This is a genomic window from Pseudomonas sp. 43NM1 (assembly GCF_002836905.1).
Lineage (GTDB): Bacteria > Pseudomonadota > Gammaproteobacteria > Pseudomonadales > Pseudomonadaceae > Aquipseudomonas > Aquipseudomonas prosekii.
Map to the genome: position 1 here is coordinate 61,351 of NZ_MKGS01000025.1, position 15,558 is coordinate 76,908.

The 15,558-nt window shown below is 59.1% G+C and carries 15 protein-coding genes and 5 tRNA genes; 14 read left to right on the plus strand and 6 right to left on the minus strand.

Annotated elements, in window-relative coordinates:
* Positions 1 to 74 precede the first annotated feature (74 nt).
* Positions 75 to 554 (minus strand): HIT family protein, encoded by a 480-nt coding sequence (locus BI292_RS04760; RefSeq protein WP_101207159.1) that lies wholly within the window; start codon positions 552 to 554, stop codon positions 75 to 77.
* A gap of 219 nt (positions 555 to 773) precedes the next feature.
* Here BI292_RS04760 and xth point away from each other — a divergent pair, with 219 nt between their 5' ends.
* A complete protein-coding gene (xth, locus tag BI292_RS04765) occupies positions 774 to 1,568 on the plus strand; it encodes an exodeoxyribonuclease III (protein WP_101207160.1) in 795 nt (264 codons plus the stop codon).
* Between the two features lie 111 nt (positions 1,569 to 1,679).
* A complete protein-coding gene (locus tag BI292_RS04770; protein ID WP_101207161.1) occupies positions 1,680 to 2,516 on the plus strand; it encodes an arylamine N-acetyltransferase in 837 nt (278 codons plus the stop codon).
* A 21-nt stretch (positions 2,517 to 2,537) separates the two neighbouring features.
* Here the strand turns inward: BI292_RS04770 and BI292_RS04775 are convergent, their stop codons facing one another.
* Together BI292_RS04775 and BI292_RS04780 are read right to left on the minus strand one after the other, a co-directional pair.
* Positions 2,538 to 2,879 carry a BrnA antitoxin family protein gene (locus BI292_RS04775; protein WP_256592613.1) on the minus strand — a complete coding sequence of 114 codons (342 nt, stop codon included), beginning with the start codon at positions 2,877 to 2,879 and terminating at the stop codon, positions 2,538 to 2,540.
* Between the two features lie 2 nt (positions 2,880 to 2,881).
* On the minus strand, positions 2,882 to 3,163 hold the full coding sequence (locus BI292_RS04780; protein ID WP_101207163.1) for a BrnT family toxin: 282 nt from the start codon (positions 3,161 to 3,163) through the stop codon (positions 2,882 to 2,884).
* Between the two features lie 255 nt (positions 3,164 to 3,418).
* Between BI292_RS04780 and BI292_RS04785 the strand changes: the two genes are divergently transcribed.
* On the plus strand, positions 3,419 to 4,936 hold the full coding sequence (locus BI292_RS04785) for a nucleobase:cation symporter-2 family protein (protein WP_101207164.1): 1,518 nt from the start codon (positions 3,419 to 3,421) through the stop codon (positions 4,934 to 4,936).
* 174 nt (positions 4,937 to 5,110) lie between these two features.
* Here the strand turns inward: BI292_RS04785 and BI292_RS04790 are convergent.
* Positions 5,111 to 5,186: transfer RNA gene (locus BI292_RS04790), tRNA-Asn, on the minus strand.
* 227 nt (positions 5,187 to 5,413) lie between these two features.
* Between BI292_RS04790 and BI292_RS04795 the strand changes: the two genes are divergently transcribed.
* Entirely contained in the window at positions 5,414 to 5,644 is a 231-nt protein-coding gene (locus BI292_RS04795; RefSeq protein WP_101207165.1) for a hypothetical protein, read from the plus strand.
* On the opposite strand, the gene BI292_RS04800 is transcribed toward BI292_RS04795, so the two are convergent.
* Together BI292_RS04800 and BI292_RS04805 are read right to left on the minus strand one after the other, a co-directional pair.
* A complete protein-coding gene (locus BI292_RS04800) occupies positions 5,641 to 5,844 on the minus strand; it encodes a hypothetical protein (RefSeq protein ID WP_092270624.1) in 204 nt (67 codons plus the stop codon). The genes BI292_RS04795 and BI292_RS04800 overlap by 4 nt on opposite strands.
* Positions 5,845 to 6,080: 236 nt before the next feature.
* Positions 6,081 to 7,277 (minus strand): amino acid aminotransferase, encoded by a 1,197-nt coding sequence (locus tag BI292_RS04805; protein WP_092270621.1) that lies wholly within the window; start codon positions 7,275 to 7,277, stop codon positions 6,081 to 6,083.
* Positions 7,278 to 7,613: 336 nt separating this feature from the next.
* Between BI292_RS04805 and uvrB the strand changes: the two genes are divergently transcribed.
* The 10 genes from uvrB (at position 7,614) to BI292_RS04855 (ending at position 15,452) form a co-directional block, all read left to right on the plus strand.
* Positions 7,614 to 9,629 carry an excinuclease ABC subunit UvrB gene (gene uvrB, locus BI292_RS04810; RefSeq protein ID WP_092281448.1) on the plus strand — a complete coding sequence of 672 codons (2,016 nt, stop codon included), beginning with the start codon at positions 7,614 to 7,616 and terminating at the stop codon, positions 9,627 to 9,629.
* Positions 9,630 to 9,903: 274 nt separating this feature from the next.
* The gene (gene gltX, locus BI292_RS04815; protein WP_092270618.1) at positions 9,904 to 11,385 is read left to right on the plus strand and encodes a glutamate--tRNA ligase; all 1,482 of its coding nucleotides are present in this window, start codon (positions 9,904 to 9,906) and stop codon (positions 11,383 to 11,385) included.
* A 274-nt stretch (positions 11,386 to 11,659) separates the two neighbouring features.
* A tRNA-Ala gene (locus tag BI292_RS04820) sits at positions 11,660 to 11,735 on the plus strand.
* A gap of 80 nt (positions 11,736 to 11,815) precedes the next feature.
* Positions 11,816 to 11,891: transfer RNA gene (locus tag BI292_RS04825), tRNA-Glu, on the plus strand.
* Between the two features lie 68 nt (positions 11,892 to 11,959).
* A tRNA-Ala gene (locus BI292_RS04830) sits at positions 11,960 to 12,035 on the plus strand.
* A 79-nt stretch (positions 12,036 to 12,114) separates the two neighbouring features.
* Positions 12,115 to 12,190 (plus strand) — tRNA-Glu (locus BI292_RS04835).
* 183 nt (positions 12,191 to 12,373) lie between these two features.
* Positions 12,374 to 12,913 (plus strand): TetR/AcrR family transcriptional regulator, encoded by a 540-nt coding sequence (locus BI292_RS04840; protein ID WP_092270615.1) that lies wholly within the window; start codon positions 12,374 to 12,376, stop codon positions 12,911 to 12,913.
* A 58-nt stretch (positions 12,914 to 12,971) separates the two neighbouring features.
* Positions 12,972 to 13,805 (plus strand): alpha/beta fold hydrolase, encoded by an 834-nt coding sequence (locus BI292_RS04845; RefSeq protein WP_092270612.1) that lies wholly within the window; start codon positions 12,972 to 12,974, stop codon positions 13,803 to 13,805.
* Positions 13,806 to 13,853: 48 nt separating this feature from the next.
* Positions 13,854 to 14,291 carry a thioesterase family protein gene (locus BI292_RS04850; protein WP_101207166.1) on the plus strand — a complete coding sequence of 146 codons (438 nt, stop codon included), beginning with the start codon at positions 13,854 to 13,856 and terminating at the stop codon, positions 14,289 to 14,291.
* A gap of 201 nt (positions 14,292 to 14,492) precedes the next feature.
* Entirely contained in the window at positions 14,493 to 15,452 is a 960-nt protein-coding gene (locus BI292_RS04855; RefSeq protein WP_092270606.1) for a tRNA-dihydrouridine synthase, read from the plus strand.
* The last annotated feature ends 106 nt before the right edge of the window (positions 15,453 to 15,558 follow it).

A 15,558-nucleotide genomic window follows, 5' to 3' on the forward strand; every position in this document is an offset into this window, starting at 1 on the left:
AAATGAGTCGTTACCTGATATTGGTGTTTGAGGCTGCGCGGTTGGTGCCGGTCAGGTGACGAATGGTTGAGGTATCAAACGAATGCTTCGCGCAGGCGGGTGATCGTTTGCTCGACAGTGATTCCAGAGGAGGGTGGCGGATCAGGGCGCTCACAGAATTCACGCCAGACAAACAACGTAAGCTCGGCGCCGTCGGTGAGACTTTGCGGGTTGGGCGAAGACAACGTTTCCAGCAATCGATAGCGTTGATCCTGCCAGAACAGATCCTCGACCCAGTCATGGATCGGAATTATATGGAAATGAATCGAGTGCCCGGGCTCATGACCATAGCGGCCGATGTACAGGCGTTTTGGCTTGAACAGCGCTTCGATCAGGTATTGGATTTTAGCCAGCAGCGGACCGAGTTCCGCGAGAGCGCTGTCCGGCATTTCGTGCAGGGCGCTGGCGTCTGAGCGAGCGCCGAGCATCAGGTAGCCCGGCATCGCTGAATTGAGGCGATGGTTGAGCGTCCAGTGTTCGGTTTCGTGGATGACGAAAGAGCGCGGGATGTTCATCGATGATCCTTTTCGACGCGTCGTAAGCGGGCGCTGCAAATCCTACCGTAGGAGGGCGCTTGCCCGCGAATGCGCTTTGAAAGTCGCCATATGTTGCGAATAGGCCGTGGCGCTCGCCAGCAGTTCCGCTCCCACCCAGGTCCGCCCGCAACGCCAACGCAACCACCGCAATGGCCCGATGTCACACCCTAGACACCTCGCCGCCGGGAGCACTGGTTGATGAAAAACTTGCGAATTGCCACGTTCAACGTCAATGGCCTGCGGGCGCGTTTGCCTAATTTGCTGGCGTGGCTTGAGCGCGAGAAACCGGACGTTGTTTGCCTGCAAGAGCTCAAGTCGGTCGACAGTGCATTCCCTGCTGCCGAACTGGAGACTGCCGGTTATGGGGCGATCTGGCAGGGCCAGTCTTCGTGGAACGGCGTGGCGATTCTGGCGCGGGATGCGCAACCGCTGGAGAGTCGGCGCGGTTTGCCCGGTGAGGAGGCGGACACGCAAAGCCGTTATATCGAAGCCGCGGTGCACGGCGTGTTGGTCGGTTGCCTGTACTTGCCCAATGGCAACCCGCAGCCGGGCCCGAAGTTCGACTACAAATTGGCGTGGTTCGAACGGCTGATCAGCTATGCGCAAGCGCTGCAAGCCAGTGATCACCCGGTGGTGCTGGCCGGCGACTACAACGTGGTGCCGACCGACATGGACATCTACAACACGCGCTCCTGGCTCAAGGATGCGTTGCTGCAACCCGAGAGTCGCGAGTGTTACAAGCGATTGCTCGACCAGGGCTGGACCGATTCCCTGCGTCATCTCTATCCGGAAGATCGGCTGTACACGTTCTGGGATTATTTCCGCCAGCACTGGCAGAAAAACTCCGGTTTGCGCATTGATCACTTACTGCTTAATCCGGCGCTAAGCCCTTATCTGCATGAGGCCGGCGTCGATGCCTGGGTGCGCAACGAGCCGCATGCCAGCGACCATGCGCCAACCTGGATTCGCCTGAGTTCGCGCAAGCGGCGTTGATTGTTCGCGGGCGCCGATTGGCGAAATCAATTGTCGGCCCAAGCACTTTGTCCCTTATAAATGGCGACCATCAGCGGAGCGATCCGCGGCCCCGCGCATAAGGACTGAGCCATGAGCGAGCCACGCCTGAGCAATCTCGATCTGTACATGCAACGCCTGGGTTTCAGTACGCCTCCAGCGCCAACCCTGGAAACTCTGCGCCAACTGCAATTGCGCCACACCGGCGCTTTCGCGTTCGAGAATATTGCGACCGTGTTAAGCGAGCCGGTGCTGATCGACTTGCCTTCCATCGAGCAAAAAATCTTCCAGCAGAATCGCGGTGGTTACTGCTATGAGCTGAACGGGATGTTCCTGGTGTTGCTGCAGACGCTGGGGTTTGACGCTCGCGGCATCACCGGCCGTGTGGTGATGGGCCAGCCTGAAGGTGCGTGGACCGCACGCACTCACCGTTTGAGCCTGGTGACCCTGGACGGCGTGCGCTATATCAGCGACGTCGGCTTCGGCGGCATGGTGCCCACTGCGCCGCTGCTCCTCGATACCGAGGCCGAACAACCGACACCGCACGAGCCCTATCGTATCGAGCAGCACGTCGATGGTTACACCTTGCGCGCCAAGGTCGGAGAAGAATGGCGGGCGATGTATATCTTCGATCTGCAGCGTCAGGAGGACATCGATTACACCGTCGGCAATTGGTATGTCTCGACTCATCCAGAGTCGTCTTTCCGTAAACAATTGATGGCGGCGCGTACCGGCGACGGCTGGCGGCGCACGCTGAACAACGGCAGCTTTGCGATCCACCGGATCGGCGAGGAGAGCCAGCGGCGCCAAGTAGCGGACGCCGATGAATTGATCGCGCTGCTGTCGGATGAGTTCGGTATTCGGCTGTCGGTGGATGCCCGGATGAAGCAGGTATTCGAGCAGTTGATCGAGCCGAAACAACCCAACTGACTAGCGCCGCCGCGTCCGGGTTTAAGGCCTGACATCCAACTCCATCACCCGCCGAATTTCGCTCAGCGCGTCGGCGAGTTTTCTTTCGAGGTTGTTCAGGTCCATCGCCGTGACGCCCTTTTTCAGATGCCCAAAAGTGGTGCCGCCGTTTGCGTCGGCGCCGCTCGTGTGCCCTCTATCGGTGAGCAATGCCTGGCGCAAGGTGTTGTTGATCACTGTCTGATAACCGAACCCTTCGTTTTCTGCGACCGCGCGGGCCGCTTCGATCACGGTGTCGTCGAGCATGATGGTGATGCGGGTTTTGCCCTTGCTGGAGGCAACTGGCCCACGCTTGGCGTTACTGAAGTCGTACTCATCTTTCATGGTCATGCCTCCCTGTATTGCCGACGCTCGTCTTTGCTGGCGACGCGTGCGGAAATGATTCGAACGAAATTCGGGTCGCGCCACGTGTAGGCAACCACCAGTAAACGACCTTTGGCGTCCTGCCCCATGGTGATCCAGCGCTGCTCATCGTGATCGCGGTCGTGCAGGGTCAGGGCTCGCTCGTCATCGAACACTGGCTCGGTTTCTGCAAGGCTGATCCCTCGATGCTTGAGTTTGTTAGCCGCGTTCTTGGCTTTGTCGAACTGTATTTCGAATGGCTTCATTATGCATACTTTATATGTATAAGAAAGAGGGCATCCGTGCCGGCGGTCGCCATGAAGACAAAAGGTTAGCGGTAGAAGGGGAATGTGCCGGAATGGATGTATTGCAAGGTTTTAGGGGGCTGGGGCGGACCGCCCGTTGGCGAAAATGGCCAGATGTCCATAATCTGACCGTTCAGTTGTATACAACTCTATAGACATTTGTCCTGAGTCTTGCATACAGTGTGCGCATAACAAAAACCAGGGACTCCCCCAACCATGAAAACGCCCCATGTTTCACACCAACGGCCCGAGGACGAAAATCTTGGGATCGGCGCGAATATGGCTTACGGCCTGCAACACGTTCTGACCATGTATGGCGGCATCGTCGCGGTGCCTTTGATCATCGGTCAGGCTGCCGGGCTGTCGCCGGCGGACATCGGTTTGTTGATTGCTGCTTCATTGTTCGCGGGGGGCTTGGCAACGCTCCTGCAAACGCTGGGTTTACCGTTTTTTGGCTGTCAGTTGCCGCTGGTTCAGGGCGTGTCGTTCTCTGGCGTCGCAACCATGGTGGCGATTGTCAGCAGCGGCGGGGAGGGCGGATTTCAGTCGATCCTCGGCGCGGTGATTGCCGCTTCATTGATCGGTTTGCTGATTACCCCGGTGTTCTCGCGGATCACCAAATTCTTCCCACCGCTGGTAACGGGCATCGTGATTACCACGATCGGCCTGACGCTGATGCCGGTGGCGGCGCGCTGGGCCATGGGCGGCAATAGCCATTCCCCGGAGTTCGGCAGCATGTCGAACATTGGTCTGGCGGCGTTGACCCTGGTGCTGGTGTTGCTGCTGAGCAAAATCGGCAGCGCGACCATCTCCCGTCTGTCGATCCTGCTGGCCATGGTCATCGGTACGGTGGTCGCGGTCGTTCTCGGCATGGCGGACTTCTCCTCCGTCACCCAAGGCCCGATGTTCGGCTTCCCGACACCGTTCCATTTCGGCATGCCGACCTTCCACTTCGCTGCGATCCTGTCGATGTGCATCGTGGTGATGGTGACATTGGTGGAAACCTCGGCGGACATCCTCGCCGTCGGTGAAATCATCGACACCAAGGTTGATTCCAAACGTCTGGGCAACGGCCTGCGCGCCGACATGCTGTCGAGCATGATTGCGCCGATCTTCGGTTCCTTCACCCAAAGCGCCTTCGCCCAGAACGTCGGGCTGGTCGCGGTGACGGGCATCAAGAGCCGATTTGTCGTGGCCACCGGCGGCGTGTTCCTGGTAATCCTCGGACTGTTGCCCTTCATGGGTCGGGTGATTGCCGCAGTGCCGACCTCGGTCCTCGGCGGCGCCGGTATCGTGCTGTTCGGCACCGTCGCGGCCAGCGGCATTCGCACGCTGTCCAAGGTTGATTACCGCAACAACGTCAACCTGATTATCGTCGCCACCTCGATCGGCTTCGGCATGATCCCGATCGCTGCGCCGAACTTCTACGATCAATTCCCGAGCTGGTTTGCGACCATCTTCCACTCAGGCATCAGCTCCTCGGCGATCATGGCCATCGTGCTCAACCTGGCGTTCAACCACTTCACTACCGGCAACTCTGACCAGCAGTCGGTGTTCGCGGCGGGGACCGAACGCGTGCTGCGCTACCAGGATCTGGCAGCGCTGCGTGAAGGCGATTACTTCAGCGAAGGCAAACTGCACGACTGCGACGGCAATGAAATTCCCGTGGTGGAAGTGGAGCACGGACATGCGGAACCGCGAGCGGTGCATTCGAAAAGTGGGGAGCATGTTTGACCGCGGCAATTCTTTGATACGACTGTAGATCAGAGGATCGCAGTCTTCGGCAATTACTACAGGTGAATGCGAAATCTGTGTGGTTACTGCCGAAGGCTGCGATCTTTTGCATTTCTACCGCCCACAAAAAAGCCCCTGAACCTTTCGATTCAGGGGCTTTTCGTTATTACAGTCTGGCTCCACGACCTGGACTCGAACCAGGGACCCAGTGATTAACAGTCACTTGCTCTACCAACTGAGCTATCGCGGAATGGCGTGTATGTTACTGATTCAAAAAGAGAAGTCAAGCATCTGTTGATGATTGGGTGGATTCGAGGGTGTCAGTGGCAGTTTATCGGTGATTGGCGGTTACCAGAATCGTGCCGGAGGTCTACCATAGTCGCCCGGAAGTGGTTACACGCGCTGCCGGCCATTCGCCGAAAAGGTACGCGCCATGAATCATTCAGCACTTACATCGCACCATTACGGGGTGTTCGCATGAGCATTGCCCAGATCAGCTTGCCGAAAGGCGTCGGTCCTCACGCCGAGAAATTGCTCGACGCTATCACCCAGGCCAGCACCGCCGACGAATTGAACCGCGCTGGCGGCAAGGCTGAAGGTTTCGTCCTTGGCCTGGAAAGCGCCAAGGCGATCAAAAGCCAGATTGCCGAATCGCTTTACGTGGCTTACGACGACGCCGCCAGCCAGCGTGCCACCGAACTGTCTTAACCGCCGAAGGTGAAGGTGCCGAGCATCAGCTTGGCATACAGCGCTGTCGCCGCCAGTTGCACGATCCACAACGCGAGGCCGCCGAGGAACACGCCGGCGGCTACTTGCATCACTAGATTGTTACCGCGTTTGGCCGGCGGGGTGCGGGGCACGAAATCGTCCAGTTCATCCCGGTCAGCGCGTAGGTCATCAATTTTCATGTGGGCTCTCGTAGAAATCCTGGGGTGTACATAAGACCCGCAGGAGTGAAGCTTGCCCGCGAAGGCGTCATTACTGACGCTGAAAGCTTCGCGGGCATGCCTCGCTCCTGCAAGTGCATTGTGCAGTGCATCGCTGCGTGGAGTTTAGAGGGCAGGCACTGCGCTTTGACACATATCTGAGACAAATAAAAAACGGGAAGCGCATTGGCTTCCCGTTTTTTGTAGCAATTGCAGACTCAGATCACCGCGACGATGGCCTTGGTCACTGCATCAATGTTGCTTTGATTCAACGCGGCAACGCAGATGCGCCCGGTGTCCAGCGCGTAGATGCCGAACTCGCTGCGCAGGCGCGTCACTTGCTCAACGGTCAGGCCGGAGTAGGAAAACATGCCGCGCTGACGACCGACAAAACTGAAATCCCGATGCGGGGCTTCTTTCGCCAGTTGCTCAACCATCTGCACGCGCATGCCGCGAATGCGCAAACGCATTTCGGCCAGTTCTTCTTCCCACTGTGCGCGCAATGTCGGGCTGTTCAGCACAGCGGCGACGATGCTTGCGCCGTGGGTTGGCGGGTTGGAGTAGTTGGTGCGGATCACGCGTTTGACTTGCGAGAGCACGCGCGCGCTTTCTTCTTTCGATTCGCTGACGATCGACAGGGCGCCAACGCGCTCGCCGTACAGCGAGAACGACTTGGAGAACGAGCTGGAGACGAAGAAGGTCAGGCCCGATTCGGCGAACAGACGCACAGCTGCGGCGTCTTCGTCGATGCCATCGCCAAAACCCTGGTAGGCCATGTCGAGGAATGGCACGTGGCCCTTGGCTTTCACCACTTCCAGCACGTTGTTCCAGTCCGCCGGGCTCAGGTCGACGCCGGTCGGGTTGTGGCAGCAGGCGTGCAGCACGACGATCGAACCAGACGGCAGCGCGTTGAGGTCTTCGAGCAGGCCGGCGCGGTTGACGTCGTGAGTCGCGGCGTCGTAGTAGCGATAGTTTTGGACCGGGAAACCAGCGGTTTCGAACAGCGCGCGGTGGTTTTCCCAGCTCGGGTCACTGATCGCGACGACGGCGTTCGGCAGCAATTGCTTGAGGAAGTCGGCGCCGATTTTCAGTGCGCCGGTGCCGCCAACGGCTTGGGTGGTGAGGACGCGGCCGGAAGCGATCAGCGGCGAATCATTGCCGAACAACAGTTTTTGCACAGCCTGGTCGTAGGCGGCGATACCGTCGATTGGCAAGTAGCCACGGGAAGCGTGTTGAGCGACGCGAATCGTCTCGGCTTCGACAACGGCGCGCAGGAGTGGAATTCGCCCCTCCTCGTTGCAGTAAACACCGACGCCCAGGTTGACCTTGTTGGTACGGGTATCGGCGTTGAATGCTTCGTTGAGGCCCAGGATTGGATCGCGTGGTGCCATTTCGACAGCGGAGAACAGGCTCATTTTGCGGCGGCTCTGAATGGAGTGTGGAGGGACGTGTCGCGCTCCAGCCGAATGCACTAGAGCGGTGCACAAACGGGGAGCTAGTATAGAGGCCATCTGCGATCGAAGGCGACAGCCGATTCGGTTTTTCCCGCAAGTTTTTCCGATTATTTTTCGACCGTTAGTCGAATGCTGTCGTCAAAGACTTCAAGGGATGTAGGACGTTTGCCTTGAAAGCGACGGCAATCGACTCCACATTGAACGCAATCCAGTTTTTTCCTCGGGCGGCTTCAGCCGTTTGCGGTCTTTCTCGTTGCTGTGCGTATCACCGTGCAGGCGCGACCCAGAGGTTTTTTCATGTCTGAATTCCAGCTAGTTACCCGCTTCGAGCCCGCCGGCGATCAGCCGGAAGCCATCCGCCTGATGGTCGAAGGCATCGAAGCCGGGCTGGCGCACCAGACGTTGCTCGGTGTGACCGGCTCGGGCAAGACCTTCAGCATCGCCAACGTGATCGCCCAAGTGCAGCGGCCGACGTTGGTGCTGGCGCCGAACAAAACCCTGGCCGCGCAGCTATATGGCGAGTTCAAGGCGTTCTTCCCGAACAACGCCGTTGAATATTTCGTTTCTTATTACGACTACTACCAGCCCGAAGCGTATGTGCCGTCGTCGGACACCTTCATCGAGAAAGATGCCTCGATCAACGACCACATCGAGCAGATGCGCTTGTCCGCGACCAAAGCGTTGCTCGAGCGCAAGGACGCGATCATCGTCACCACGGTGTCGTGCATCTACGGTTTGGGCAGCCCGGAAACCTACCTGAAGATGGTTTTGCACGTGGATCGCGGCGACAAGCTCGATCAGCGCGCGTTGCTTCGTCGTCTGGCGGACCTGCAATACACCCGCAACGACATGGAATTTGCCCGTGCGACGTTCCGCGTGCGCGGCGATGTGATTGACATTCACCCGGCAGAATCGGACTTCGAAGCGATCCGCATCGAGCTGTTCGACGATGAAGTCGAGAAGATTTCCGCGTTCGATCCGCTGACCGGCGAAGTCACCCGGCAATTGCCGCGTTTCACTTTCTACCCGAAAAGCCACTACGTGACGCCACGTGAAACCCTGCTCGGCGCCATCGAAGGGATCAAGGTCGAGCTGCAGGAACGCCTCGATTACCTGCGCACCAACAACAAACTGGTGGAAGCGCAGCGCCTCGAGCAGCGCACCCGGTTTGACCTCGAGATGATTCTCGAACTGGGTTACTGCAACGGCATCGAAAACTATTCGCGCTACCTCTCGGGCCGCGATTCTGGCCAGGCGCCGCCGACCTTGTTCGACTATCTGCCGGCCGACGCCTTGCTGGTGATCGACGAATCCCACGTCAGCGTGCCGCAGGTCGGCGCCATGTATAAGGGCGACCGTTCGCGCAAGGAAACGCTGGTGGAATACGGTTTCCGCCTGCCGTCGGCGCTGGATAACCGGCCGATGCGTTTCGATGAATTTGAAGCGATCAGCCCGCAGACGATTTTTGTTTCGGCAACGCCGGGCAATTACGAAGCCGAACATGCTGGCCGTGTGGTCGAGCAACTGGTGCGTCCGACCGGTCTGGTCGACCCGCAAATCGAGATTCGTCCGGCGCTCACTCAGGTCGACGATCTACTCTCGGAAATCGGCAAGCGCGTGGCGCTGGAGGAGCGGGTGCTGGTCACCACGCTGACCAAGCGCATGTCCGAAGACTTGACTGATTACCTGGCTGATCACGGCGTGCGCGTGCGTTATCTGCACTCGGACATTGACACCGTGGAACGCGTCGAAATCATCCGCGATTTGCGCCTCGGCACGTTCGACGTGTTGGTGGGCATCAACTTGCTGCGAGAAGGCCTGGACATGCCGGAAGTGTCGCTGGTGGCGATTCTCGACGCCGACAAGGAAGGCTTCCTGCGTTCCGAGCGCTCGCTGATTCAGACCATCGGTCGGGCGGCGCGTAACCTCAATGGCCGGGCGATTTTGTATGCCGATCGGATGACCGGTTCGATGGAACGGGCGATCGGCGAAACCGAGCGGCGTCGCGACAAGCAGATTGCGTTCAACTTGGCTAACAACATCACGCCCAAAGGTGTGTTCAAGGACGTCGCCGACATCATGGAAGGCGCGACGGTGCCGGGTTCGCGTAGCAAGAAGCGCAAAGGCATGGCCAAGGCTGCCGAGGAAAGCGCCAAGTACGAAGCCGAATTGCGCTCGCCGGGCGAGATCGCCAAGCGCATCAAAGGGCTTGAAGAGAAGATGTACGCCCTGGCACGCGATCTTGAATTCGAGGCGGCGGCGCAGATGCGTGATGAGATCGGCAAGTTGCGCGAGCGCTTGATTGAGGTTTGATGTTCAAGGCTTGAGAGTTGCGATGTCTGGGCGGGCCTCTTCGCGAGCTGGCTCGCTCCTACAGTTGACCAAGTTGTCCGTCCGGACACGGTCTAATGTAGGAGTGAGCCTGCTCGCGATGGCAATCGCCAAAGCACCGCAAAACGACCTGATGCCACGCCGAAATAAACCCAATCCCCGTTAAATCCCCCACTCACTGGAGCCGGGCGGGCATGCCCTGTTACCATTCGCCCCTTGTCTGATCTTCGCTTTCCATTCTTTGTTGAGACTTTCCATGACCACCGTCCGCACGCGCATCGCGCCATCGCCTACCGGGGACCCCCACGTAGGTACCGCTTACATCGCATTGTTCAACTACTGCTTTGCCAAGCAGCACGGCGGTGAGTTCATTCTGCGCATCGAAGACACCGATCAATTGCGTTCGACCCGCGAGTCCGAACAGCAGATTTTCGACGCCTTGCGCTGGTTGGGCATCGACTGGAGCGAAGGCCCGGACGTCGGCGGCCCGCACGGTCCGTACCGGCAGAGCGAACGCGGCGAGATCTATCAGAAGTACTGCCAGCAGCTGGTCGAAATGGGTCACGCCTTCCCGTGCTTCTGCACCGCCGAAGAGCTGGACCAGATGCGCGCCGAGCAAATGGCCCGTGGCGAAACCCCGCGTTACGACGGCCGTGCGCTGTTGCTGTCGGCGGAAGAAGTGGCCCGTCGTCTGGCCGCTGGCGAGCCGCACGTGATCCGCATGAAAGTGCCGAGCGAAGGCGTTTGCGTGGTCCCGGACATGTTGCGTGGCGACGTCGAGATCCCGTGGGATCGCATGGACATGCAAGTGTTGATGAAGACCGACGGCCTGCCGACGTACTTCCTCGCCAACGTTGTCGATGACCATTTGATGGGCATCACCCACGTGTTGCGCGGCGAAGAATGGCTGCCATCGGCGCCAAAACTGATCCTGCTTTACGAATATTTTGGCTGGGAACAACCAGAGCTGTGCTACATGCCGCTGCTGCGTAACCCGGACAAGAGCAAGCTGTCGAAGCGCAAAAACCCGACCTCGGTGACGTTCTACGAGCGCATGGGTTTCATGCCCGAAGCGATGCTCAACTACCTGGGCCGCATGGGTTGGTCGATGCCGGACGAGCGCGAGAAGTTCTCGCTGCAGGAAATGGTCGATAACTTTGACCTGAAGCGTGTTTCCCTCGGCGGGCCGATTTTCGACGTCGAGAAACTGTCGTGGCTCAATGGCCAATGGCTGCGCGATCTGCCGGTCGAAGAGTTCGCTTCGCGTCTGCAGACCTGGGCGCTGAACCCTGACTACATGATGAAAATCGCGCCACACGTGCAGGGCCGGGTTGAGACGTTCAGCCAGGTTGCGCCGCTGGCCGGGTTCTTCTTCGCAGGCGGGGTCAACCCGGAGGCGAAGCTGTTTGAATCGAAGAAGCTCTCGGGTGATCAGGTTCGGCAGTTGATGCAATTGATCCTGTGGAAACTCGAAAGCCTGCGTCAATGGGAAAAGGACAGCATCACCGCGACCATTCAAGCGGTAGTCGAATCCCTCGAGTTGAAATTGCGTGACGCGATGCCGCTGATGTTTGCCGCGATTACCGGGCAGGCGAGCTCGGTGTCGGTGCTTGATGCGATGGAAATCCTCGGCCCGGACCTGACGCGTTTCCGTCTGCGCCAGGCCATCGACCTGCTCGGTGGCGTGTCGAAGAAAGAAAACAAGGAATGGGAAAAACTGCTGGCCAATATCGCCTGACCCCGACCGTCCTCCTGTAGCAGCTGCCGAAGGCTGCGTTGGGCTGCGCAGCAGCCCTGTAAGGTCGCCACGCAATCCGCCTGAAAGGGCGAGGGCGAGCGCTTCGCACTCGAACGCAGCCTGCGGCAGCTGCTACAGGAATGGGACGGACCTCGGATTTACGGGGTTTGGCGGTAAGTGATTGTTATGTCGGCAAAAAACTTTGAAATATTTTAAAAATAAGTTTGACAGCCTTTCGATGCGCCATTAAGATTCGCCCCGTCCTCAGCGATGAGGGGCTATAGCTCAGCTGGGAGAGCGCCTGCATGGCATGCAGGAGGTCAACGGTTCGATCCCGTTTAGCTCCACCAATTTACATCTTCAAGGTCTGGCCACACCGGCCTTGAAGCGATCAACACTCAGCGTTGATCAGTTGTATAGAAGGGTTTGCGTCCCCTTCGTCTAGTGGCCTAGGACACCGCCCTTTCACGGCGGTAACAGGGGTTCGAGTCCCCTAGGGGACGCCAGTTTTACGGTAGCAATGTTTTACAGAAGCAGCGTCGCAAGATGCTGCTCCGCCGCCAGGCGATAAATCGGGGCTATAGCTCAGCTGGGAGAGCGCCTGCATGGCATGCAGGAGGTCAACGGTTCGATCCCGTTTAGCTCCACCAATTTTACATTTCAAGGTCTGGCCACACCGGCCTTGAATCGATCAGCTCTCAGCGCTGGTCAGTGTATAGAAGGGTTTGTGTCCCCTTCGTCTAGTGGCCTAGGACACCGCCCTTTCACGGCGGTAACAGGGGTTCGAGTCCCCTAGGGGACGCCACGATTACCCGCTCTGCGGGATTTTATAAGGGTCATTCAATTATTGAATGGCCCTTTTGTTTGTCTGGCGTTTGGCCAATTCCTCTCTTTCTCCAAAACTGTTCTTCAGACCAGCGGTCACAGCCATGACTTGCGCAAATTTATTATGCGAATAATATTCTAGTCGTAATATTCGGAGGCAACGATGAACGATAAAAAAGCTCAAACCCGCGAACGCATCCTCAAGGCTGCCAGTGCTGCGCTGATCCAGCGTGGCCCGGCTGAACCGAGCGTGGGCGAAGTGATGGGCGCGGCCGGCCTGACGGTTGGCGGCTTCTACGCACACTTCGAAAGCAAGGACGCGATGATGCTGGAAGCGTTCAAGCAACTGCTCGGCCATCGCCGTGGCTTGATTGCCGACATGGACGCCGAATTGACTGGCGAAGAACGTCGCGCGCTGGTGGCTGCGTTTTATCTGTCGCGCAAACACCGTGACTCATCTGATTCAGCCTGCCCGATCCCGGCTTCGGTCGGTGAGTTGGGGCGTCTGCCCGATGAATTCCGGGTTGCGTTGAATGAGCACGTGGAGCTGATGGTCGCGCAGTTGGCGGCCAGCCCCGAAGACACCGATAAAGCCCTGGCCGACATGGCGTTGATGATCGGTGGTCTGGCCTTGGCGCGCGCGCTGGGCCCTGGCGAGTTGTCCGATCGAATGCTGCGCGCCGCCAAGTCGGCGGTCCTGTGAATTGAGCGTTATTAACTGAGTGTTATGTCCTGAAGGCAGCGGCCCGAGGAGTGAAGCGATGAGCACGTTGAAGTGGGTTCGTGGCGTTAATGGCACCTTGGGCTGGTTCGCGCCGAAACTGGTCGCGAGCAAAATGCGTCTGGCCTTCATGACGCCGCGCGAGTTTGCCCCGCGTGACTGGGAATTGCCGCTGCTGGCGAAATCCGAGCGAATTACCTTGCGCTTCGGCCTCTCGGCGTTGCGCTGGGGCCAAGGCCCGACGGTGCTGTTGATGCACGGTTGGGAAGGTCGGCCAACGCAATTCGCCAGCCTGATCACCGCGTTGGTGGAGGCCGGTTATACCGTGGTGGCGCTCGATGGCCCGGCCCACGGTCGATCGCCGGGCCGTGAAGCCAACGTGGTGTTGTTCGCCCGCGCCATGCTCGAAGCTGCCGCTGAGCTGCCGCCCTTGCAAGCGGTGATCGGCCATTCCATGGGCGGCGCCAGTGCGATGCTCGCGGTGCAACTGGGTTTGCGCACCGAGACCTTGGTGTCGATTGCCGCGCCGGCGCGGATTCTCGGGGTGCTGCGAGGGTTCGCGCGCATGGTCAAGTTGCCGCCCAAAGCGCGTTCGGCGTTCATCCGCCAGGTCGAGCAAGACGTTGGCATGCGCGCCGCGACCCTCGATGTTGCGCACTATCAGCTCGATATGCCCGGTTTGATCGTGCATGCCGAGGACGACAAATTTGTCTCAGTCAAAGAGTCGCAGATCATTCACGAAGCCTGGTTCGACAGCCGTTTGCTGCGGCTGGAGGAGGGCGGCCATCAGCGCGTGCTCGCCGACCCTCGGGTGATTGATGGGGTGTTATCACTGCTGTCCGGTCGCAGTCTGCAAGCGCGGCAATCGGCCTGAGCATCCGTTACACTGCCCCGGTCGAATTTATCTGACCGGGAGTGGGGCATGGGCTGGGATCGGGCAACGCCATTTATCATTGATCTGGAAGTCGGCGCCGAGGACATCGATGGCCTCGGCCACGCCAATAACGCGGTGTACGTGACCTGGCTGGAACGCTGCGCCTGGCGCCACTCGCAACGCCTCGGTCTGGATCTGGTGGAATATCGGCGGCTGGACCGGGCGATGGCCGTGGTGCGTCACGAGATCGATTACCTCGCCGCCGCCTATGAAGGCGAGGCGCTGCAATTGGCGACATGGATCGTCGATTGGGACCAGCGCCTGAAAATGACCCGCCACTTCCAGCTCAAACGCCCCAGCGACAACACCACGCTGCTACGCGCGCAAACCACGTTTGTGTGCATCGAGTTGTCGACCGGCAAGCCTAAGCGCATGCCGGCTGAATTCATTGAAGGTTATGGCCAGGCGTTGCCAATCCCTGTTTAGGTATCTGCGCGGGCCTCTTCGCGGGCAAGCCTCGCTCCTACATATGTGTCGTGCGCCTAATGTGCATACGCCGCAAAACTCGTAGGAGCGAGGCTTGCCCGCGAAGGCGCCAGCACAATCGCCGCCGCCCCGTCTGAGGAAATACCTTCTGCGCGCCGAAACCTATAAACTGCCGCACGTTTTTCGTTGAGTGTGTTTTCCATGCAAATTGCTCTGGCGCCCATGGAGGGGTTGGTCGACAACATCCTGCGGGACGTGCTGACCCGCGTCGGCGGTATCGATTGGTGCGTGACCGAATTCATTCGGATCAACGATCAACTGCTCACGCCTGCCTACTACCACAAATTCGGTCCGGAACTGCTGAACGGCGCGCGCACCGCGTCCGGCGTACCGTTGCGCGTGCAATTGCTCGGCTCCGACCCGGTGTGCCTGGCGGAAAACGCCGCGCTCGCCTGTGAACTCGGCTCCGAAGTCATCGACCTTAACTTCGGCTGCCCGGCCAAAACCGTCAACAAGTCCCGTGGCGGCGCGGTCCTGCTCAAAGAACCCGAGTTGCTCAACGAAATCGTCGAAACCGTGCGCCGCGCGGTGCCTGCGCACATTCCGGTTACAGCGAAAATGCGCCTCGGCTTCGACAGCCCGGACGGCGCGCTGGTCTGCGCCACGGCGTTGGCCGAGGGCGGCGCGGCGCACATCGTGGTGCATGCGCGGACCAAAACCGACGGCTACAAACCGCCGGCGCATTGGGAATGGATTCCGCGCGTGCAAGAGGTGGTCAAAGTCCCGGTGTTCGCCAATGGCGACATCTGGAGCGTCGAAGACTGGCGCCGTTGCCGCGAAATCAGCGGCGTCGAAGACATCATGCTCGGGCGCGGCCTGGTTTCGCGCCCGGACCTGGCGAGGCAGATCGCTGCCGCACGCGCTGGCGAAGAAGTCGTCGAAATGACCTGGGCCGAGCTGTTACCGCTGCTCCAGGACTTCTGGCTGCAAGCCAAGGCACAAATGACCCCGCGCCAATCGCCGGGTCGCTTGAAGCAATGGCTGGCGATGCTCACGCGCAATTATCCGGAGGCGGTCGAGCTGTTTACCGTCCTGCGCCGCGAGACCGAACTCGACCATGTCTCGCGTTTACTGGGTCTGAAGGTCGCCGAAGCGGCCTGAAAAAATCTGCAAATAATCTCTTGAAATGCAATCAGCGGTCCCTATCTAAGGGTTACGCGATGCCGAATTCGGGTCGCGGAGACAAAAAAACTTGCTGATTGTTTTC